The organism is Candidatus Methylacidiphilales bacterium, assembly GCA_025056655.1.
Lineage (GTDB): Bacteria > Verrucomicrobiota > Verrucomicrobiia > Methylacidiphilales > JANWVL01 > JANWVL01.
In genome coordinates this window covers 1-5,691 of sequence record JANWVL010000111.1, presented here as the reverse complement: position 1 = coordinate 5,691, position 5,691 = coordinate 1, and the positions used below count along the sequence as shown (strand labels likewise).

The 5,691-nt window shown below is 41.7% G+C and carries 5 protein-coding genes; all 5 read right to left on the bottom strand.

Annotated elements, in window-relative coordinates; translation table 11 throughout:
* Positions 1–135: 135 nt before the first annotated feature.
* Complete coding sequence (locus tag NZM04_07535) at positions 136–1,509, bottom strand: PIG-L family deacetylase (GenBank protein ID MCS7063877.1); 1,374 nt, start codon at positions 1,507–1,509, stop codon at positions 136–138.
* 6 nt (positions 1,510–1,515) lie between these two features.
* Positions 1,516–2,019: a hypothetical protein gene (locus NZM04_07530; GenBank protein MCS7063876.1), complete on the bottom strand. Its 504-nt coding sequence runs from the start codon at positions 2,017–2,019 to the stop codon at positions 1,516–1,518.
* 689 nt (positions 2,020–2,708) lie between these two features.
* A complete protein-coding gene (gene wecB / locus NZM04_07525) occupies positions 2,709–3,845 on the bottom strand; it encodes a UDP-N-acetylglucosamine 2-epimerase (non-hydrolyzing) (protein MCS7063875.1) in 1,137 nt (378 codons plus the stop codon).
* A gap of 12 nt (positions 3,846–3,857) precedes the next feature.
* The gene (locus NZM04_07520; GenBank protein ID MCS7063874.1) at positions 3,858–4,823 is read right to left on the bottom strand and encodes an NAD(P)-dependent oxidoreductase; all 966 of its coding nucleotides are present in this window, start codon (positions 4,821–4,823) and stop codon (positions 3,858–3,860) included.
* A 37-nt stretch (positions 4,824–4,860) separates the two neighbouring features.
* Positions 4,861–5,691, bottom strand: an 831-nt coding sequence (locus NZM04_07515) for a nucleotide sugar dehydrogenase (GenBank protein MCS7063873.1), incomplete at its 5' end; no start/stop codon positions are given.

Genomic DNA, 5,691 nt, shown 5'->3' with positions numbered 1-5,691 from the left:
GTTTGGGGAAGAAAAGTGTAGAGGGTTTGGATATATTCTGGTGAATAGTATGGTGAGTGATATGTAGGGGTATTGAGTTGGATAGCTCGCCATGTTTGGATTAGGGCGTCGGTGAGGTCTGTAGGACGTAAAATCTCAATTTTTGGCATGTTGGCAGATATTTTGAAAAGTGGCAGAAGAGGTAATAGTCAGGAATAGTTCGTGTGGGCGAATGAAGCGGCGAAAGAGGGAAACGGGAGGAATATGAGGATAGAAGAAAGAGTGATGAACGAAGATGCGAAGATGGCTGCTTATGGAATCCAGATTGGGATGGAGTGGGGAGTGGATGTCGCGGAGGTCAGAATGAGCTTCTAGCGCGCGGTATTTGCGTTGATTGATTTCGTGGGATGCAGGGACGAGTTGGACTGAGTCGAAGAGGGTCAGTTGGTTTAGGTTTTCTGGAAAGGGTGGGAGTGAAATTTCCGAATGAGAAGGCCCGAAAGGAAATAGCTCCGTGATGTGATTGTGAACGAAAGTGGTGAGGATGGCATGAGGGAAAGTGTCTAAAGTGGATAGGGCTTCATAGAGGGCAAGCGTGGTGTAGAGGTGGTCGGGATGAGAGTCGATGAGTGGATGCGGTGTGACGATGATACTCGGGGAAAATTTTTTGATGATGAAAATCAGGTCGGATACCAGTGAAGCCCAGGCCGGGAAAGGAGGAGCGGGGGGCGTGAGGGGGGAGGCGTTTAGTGCGCGCAGAGAGACAAAATCGGTTGTCGGCAGTGGGGGAGGGGATGTCTTTTTTTGCTTCAATTTATTAAGCTGAGAGTCAGGGTAAGCAAGGTTGATAGTGTGAGTGTAGGGGAGGCCGTTGAATTGAGGTATGGAAAGGGAGTCTATGATGCGTTGAGGTGTGGGAGTGTAGTTGGGATTAGTAGGATTTGCTCCATCAGTGATGGTAACGATGAGGGTCGAATGGGGATAACTGGCATACAGAGCAAAGGATGCAATCTCTGCATCATCAGGGTGTGGAGCAAGAATCAGGATTTTATGGAAGGCGAGATCGATTTGGGGAAATAGGATGAGTTGGGGAGGTGTGGCGGAGAGAGTGACACCTTGAGGGTGAAGAGAGAGTTTTGTGAGAGGGGTGCCGGCATGAGAGGATAGATTGATCCAGATTTGTGAAGAAGGCTGTGACGGTAAGGGATCAAGATAGTGGTAAGTGGACAAGGTCGGTGAGGAAACCTTGACTACGGGAGAGCAGTAAGAGGAAAAACCACCGTAGCTGGCTTTGAGAACGAGGAAGTGGCCTGACTCTATCTTATGATCGGGAGCGGAGAAGGTGAAGCAAGGGATCTTAGCTGAGGGGATGGCAGATTGCGCATTAATTGTCGAGGGTAAGGAATACTCGTATGAAAAGTTGGGAATGGTATAGAGAGATCGGATTTTGTTTTTTTTAATGAACCGAAATCCGATAGGGATGACAAGCCCGAGTGCGAGAATTAAAACTACAACAACGAATACCAGCATCAAGTTTCAGGGATTGAGTAAGCAATGGGTAAAAGTTTTCCAGGCAGTCTCCCATGAGAAGACTTTTTGTCCTAGTGCGATGGCGTTTGAGGCTAGAGAGTGTCTGGTAGCAGGGTCGGTGAGTCGAAGTATGGCGCGCTCTATCGCTTGGGTATCCATCGAATCTATAGTTACAAATGAATCCGGATATTGCGTTGCCCAACGCATCTGGGATGCGTAAGGAGGCCCATGAAGGATGATGGGTAATCCTACGGCGGTATAGTCAACAAGCTTGCTTGGGAAACAAAGACGCATGTTGTCATCCTCTGGAAGGAAAGCAAGCGGGGAGTATAGAACATGGGATGTATTTCTAAGGGTGTCTATAAGTTGGGCATGGGGAAGATAACCTTTTACATGTATATTATCATAACCTGCTAACTCAGAAGCGTTTATAGTTTCTGGGGTAGCATCACCATATATGTGGAATTGGCCGTTGTAATGTTTTAGTATTTCGACGATTGGCTTTATCATGGTAATATAATGTTTCCAAATGCTTCCTGCGAATGCTAAAGTCAATGGGTAATTATTGTTGATAGTAGTTTGAGACGGTGAAGAATAGCCGTAATGGAAACGGGATCTAGAGGGGAAAAGGACGGTTGAATTGCATCTATATTGTTTCCGATATTCATCTGACATAAAGGGAGATACGCACAGGCACGAATTTGCTTGTTGTAAAATATTGGAAAAGACATTGGGAAATGTCTTAGAGGTATAAGTGTCATGAATAATTAGGTGATATGGAATTTTATTTTTCTGTGCAACTTGAAAAGCTATCATCCATCCGATTCCTTCAGCTACGCTTAGTATTGCCTCAGTGCGGTTTTTTTTTAGGATGGACGATATTTGGGCAGATCTGAGGGGCGTTAAAATTCTAAGAAAGGATAAGTAACTTTTTTTATACCTTGTAAATTGTAGTCTTATGAAAGGATTTTTATATTTGTAATGGGGAACAGATGGAATACGTTTGTTAGGTGTCGAAAAATTATGACCTGTTTCAATAATGACGAGTTTATCTTTTGGATAAAATTCAAGGAGCCGATACAGAAGCATTGAGCCGTGATAAGAGGCTTCAGCGGGCACATCGGATATGTAAGCTAGTCTTGGGAGGTTTTGCGGTATAAGGATTTTCTCAAGATTCGTGTCGTGTTTAATCATTTGTATCAGATTGACTTAAGCAATATATCACAGATTTTTTTTGCAGCGTGCCCGTCGCCAAATGGATTTACTGATTGGGTCATTGAATTATATACTTTCGTGTCATTCAAAATGAGATTGAAATGATAAAGTATTTTTTTTTGATCCGTTCCAACTAAAACTCCAAAGCCAGAGTCTATAACCTCAGGTCGCTCAGTTGTGTCTCTTAGTATAAGTATAGGCTTTTTAAATGTTGGAGCTTCTTCCTGAATACCGCCGGAGTCAGTCAAAATAATATATGCTTGGTCTATAAGCCATACCAACGAAAGATAATTTATTGGTGGCAATAGTAGTATATTTTTATGAGAACTCAAAGCTTCATACACAGGTTTTTTAACATTAGGATTAAGATGCACTGGAAATACGATCAGGAGGTCTTTATAATCAGAAGCGATTTTTATCAAGGCGTGGCATATGTTTTTTAAGCCGATACCGAATGATTCACGGCGATGAGTTGTAACTAAGATTAATTTTTTTTTGCTTTCTATGTGTTGAATTATCTCTGTATGTATATCGTAGGGAATATGATCTAAAAGGATTTCTCTAGCCCATAGGAGTGCGTCAACAATTGTATTGCCGGTTATAAATATTGAATTTGGATCAATCCTGGGTAATTCTAAGAGTCGTTCTCTTGCTTTGGTAGTTGGTGCGAAATGAATATCAGCGATGTGAGAAATACATGTTCGATTGAATTCTTCAGGAAATGGTGCCCATCGGTTGTAGGTTCTTAATCCTGCTTCGACATGGGCAATTTTAATTTTGTGATAAAACCCGCATATCGCGCCTACAAGGGCGGATGTCGTATCACCTTGGACAATAATCCAGTCAGGGTTGTAGATAGACAGCATCTGATCTATATTACTGAAAAGCCTTGAAGTTAAAAGACCGAGTGATTGTGCATATTGCATAGCATCAAGTTCTATATCAGGCTTGATTCCAAATACTTCTAGGGCTTGTTTGACCATAATTTCGTGCTGGCCTGTGGAAAGGACTAATGTTTCAAAAGTAGATGGATGGCACCTTAAAGCTCTTATGACGGGCGCTAACTTGATTGCTTCTGGTCTTGTGCCCAAAAGAACTATGATTTTTTTTCTTGATTGCACTTGAGAAATAATTTAATATAGTTTATAAACTTGGCGCATCCATTCAAGGGTATTGTATATGCCTTCTTTTAAGTTTACTGTGGTCTTGTGATCTAGGTCGCGTATGGCTTTAGAGCAATCCACTTTTTTTTGTCGAGTAGTGAGTATTTCATGAGGCAAATACTTTACTAATTGTTCACGAAGATGTTGTTTATGGGTCAGGTCGAGTATGATGTCTGCAACCTCTTCTATAGAATGGTAATCGGTTCCACCTATATTATAGACCTCGCCGGGAACAAAATTTTTTGATATGTTTGCTAACGTTCTTGCCATGTCTGTTATGTAGGTGCTTGTGCGCCTGTAACCTTGATAAACGGTAATGGGCAAATTGTGAAGTATGCGGTAACAGAAGATGCATATGACTGAGCGATAAGGAGAATAGTATTCGCCAGGTCCGTAAGTATTAAAGAGTCTAACGCGGACGGACTGAGTATTATACTGTATTGCAGAATTGAGCACTTGCATTTCATTGACCCATTTTGAAATGGCATAATCGTTCATTTGTTTAATTTCATATTTGTCCATCACATCCTCGGTCATAATGCCTTCATAATCTCCATAGACTTCAGAAGAAGAGAAGTATATGGCCTTGAATCCTTCTCTTTCTTGCATTCTGAGGAGGTTTTTAGTGCCAATGGCATTGGTTTTCCAAACGTTTTCGTAATAATCTTCTCCATTCCAGCGCCCAAATTCTGCTGCTAGGTGATAAACTATATCAAAAGATCGCTTTTTTGCTGTATATCCGTGAGGCCATCCTCCGCCTGTCCAAATTCGTTCTAGTTGGTGAAATTCAGAAACGTCGCATCGTATGTAGTCTGGGTCATCACTGTGACGGATATCCGCTATGGTAACATGATGACCGCGGCTTCTTAATTCCTTTACTAGATATGAGCCGACAGCGCCGAGTCCTCCTGTAACAAGTATGCTTAATTTGCTCATAGGTTTGAGTAGAGTTGAGTGATCAAATTTTCTATAATTAAAAACACATCACGTTTACATTGCGCATAAGGCTTGGTAATCGGGGCTTAATTTTTTCTATTTCCCCAATTATTGAATCATGAGGGACAAGTATTACGAGAAGGTCTGCACCTATAAGTATGTTTTCTAAAGAATCATAAACTAGATGAGGGACCAGTGGATCATAATGGTGAACATCGTAGCCATCTTTTTTAAGTAAGTGCACAATTTCTATAGCAGGGCTTTCCCTAATATCTTCACAATTCTTTTTGTATGTAGCCCCTAGAGCTATAATCTTTGGGTTAGTAATATTTGCAACTTTGAGTCTTATTTTTGCTGCGATGCGTTGAGGCATCTCATCATTGATCAGGCGTGCTGTGGTGATTAGCCTTGAGTTGTAAGGTGCAATTTCTTTCAGAAACCATGGATCAACGGGTATGCAGTGTCCTCCTACGCCTATACCGGGTTGTAAAATGTTGACTCTTGGATGTCGATTGGCAAAGCTTATAACTTTGTAGGGGTCTGCCCCAAGAGATTCGCATATTTGAGCAAATTCATTTGCTAAAGCGATATTAACGTCTCTGTATGTGTTTTCCATTAGTTTTGATAGTTCTGCAGATAGGTCATCGGTGATGATCAGTTCACCTTTGACGAAAGATTTATAGACTTCGCTGGCCAACTCTGCGGACTGAGAGTCTATACCTCCGATTAAGCGATCATTGTGTATTATTTCTCTAAAAATATCACCGGGCAGTATTCTCTCAGGACAGTGTGCTAGATAAATGTCGTCTGGAATTTTGAAAGGGGTAAGTTTTTCCACAAGTGGTTTAACCACTTTTCTACATGTCAT

What these genes read in the sequence shown, in the direction of transcription:
- NZM04_07535 (MCS7063877.1), bottom strand. Translation starts at nt 1,509, where the DNA reads ATGCTGGTATTCGTTGTTGTAGTTTTAATTCTCGCACTCGGGCTTGTC.
- NZM04_07530 (MCS7063876.1), bottom strand. Translation starts at nt 2,019, where the DNA reads ATGATAAAGCCAATCGTCGAAATACTAAAACATTACAACGGCCAATTC.
- NZM04_07520 (MCS7063874.1), bottom strand. Translation starts at nt 4,823, where the DNA reads ATGAGCAAATTAAGCATACTTGTTACAGGAGGACTCGGCGCTGTCGGC.